The organism is Microbispora sp. NPDC046973 (genome assembly GCF_040644495.1).
Lineage (GTDB): Bacteria > Actinomycetota > Actinomycetes > Streptosporangiales > Streptosporangiaceae > Microbispora.
Genome location: NZ_JBEYWQ010000085.1, coordinates 1 through 1265, shown reverse-complemented (window position 1 = coordinate 1265; position 1265 = coordinate 1). Strand labels below are relative to the sequence as shown.

The following is a 1265-nucleotide window of genomic DNA, read 5'->3' as shown; positions in this document are numbered from 1 at the left end:
GTGCCGGGAGAGGCTCCCTCAACCAGCGAACTGCGCGCTCATCTCCAAACAAGCCTCCCCAGCCACATGATCCCCTCAGCGTTCATCGAACTCACCGCCTTCCCCCTCACCCCCAACGGCAAAATCGACCGCGCGGCGCTGCCCACGCTCGAGGGTGTACGTCCGGTGTTGGCGACGGAGTTCGTCGCGCCCGGTACACCGACCGAGGAACTGCTGACGAGCATCTGGGCCGACCTGCTCGGTCTCGATCGTGTGGGGGTCACGGACAACTTCTTCGATCTGGGCGGCCATTCCCTGCTCGCCACTCAGGTCATCACGCGGATCCGCGCCGCCCTCGGGACCGACACCGGCGTCGCCGCGATCTTCGACCATCCGACTGTCGGTGAACTGGCCGCCGTCATCGACACCGGCACGGCGAGCGAGGCTCCGCCGCCGATCGTGCCGGTCTCACGCGAGCGGAAACTGCCGCTGTCGTTCGCCCAGCAACGCCTGTGGTTCCTCGACCAGCTCGACCCCGGATCGGCCGAATACGTCATCTCCACCCCGATCCACCTGCCCGAGCGACTGGACCTGGCCGCGCTACACGCCGCGCTGGACGCTCTGGTCGAGCGGCATGAGGTGCTGCGCACGCGTCTGGTGGCCGATGACGACGGCATCCCGTGGCAGGTCATCGACCCACCCACCCGGTTCGACCTGCCCATGGTGGACCTGACGGGTCATGACCATCCACAGGAGGCGGCCCGCGCCTGGGTGGCCGCCGACGCTGCCACCCCGTTCGACCTGGCCACCGGGCCGCTGATCCGCGCCACCCTGCTGCGCCTGGCCGACGACCAGCACATCCTCGCCCTGTCCATGCACCACATCGTGAGTGACGAATGGTCCGCCAAGATCTTCCTACGCGAGCTGGTGGAACTCTACGAAGCCTCCCGAGACGGCCGGCCCAACCCCCTGCCGCCACTAACGGTGCAATACGCCGACTTCGCCGTCTGGCAACGCGACTGGCTCACCGGACCGGTGCTGGACGAACAGCTCGACTACTGGCGGAACCAGCTGGCCGACCCGCCCGTACTGGAACTGCCCACCGACCACCCCCGGCCCCCGGTGCGCTCCACCACCGGAGCGGCCATCAGCTTCCACCTCGACTCACACGTCACGGCCCGGCTCCGGGAGCTGTCCCGGAAGCAGTCGTCCACGATGTTCATGACGCTGCTGGCGGCGTACGCGGTGCTGCTGGGCAAATACAGCGGCCAGGACGATCTGGTTGT

At 67.9% G+C, this 1265-nt stretch carries 1 protein-coding gene; it reads left to right on the top strand.

All coding sequences use genetic code 11. From position 1 onward, the window contains the following. Positions 1-66: 66 nt before the first annotated feature. Positions 67-1265 (top strand): condensation domain-containing protein (locus ABZ860_RS42805; RefSeq protein ID WP_357232610.1); only part of this gene is annotated, 1199 nt, incomplete at its 3' end.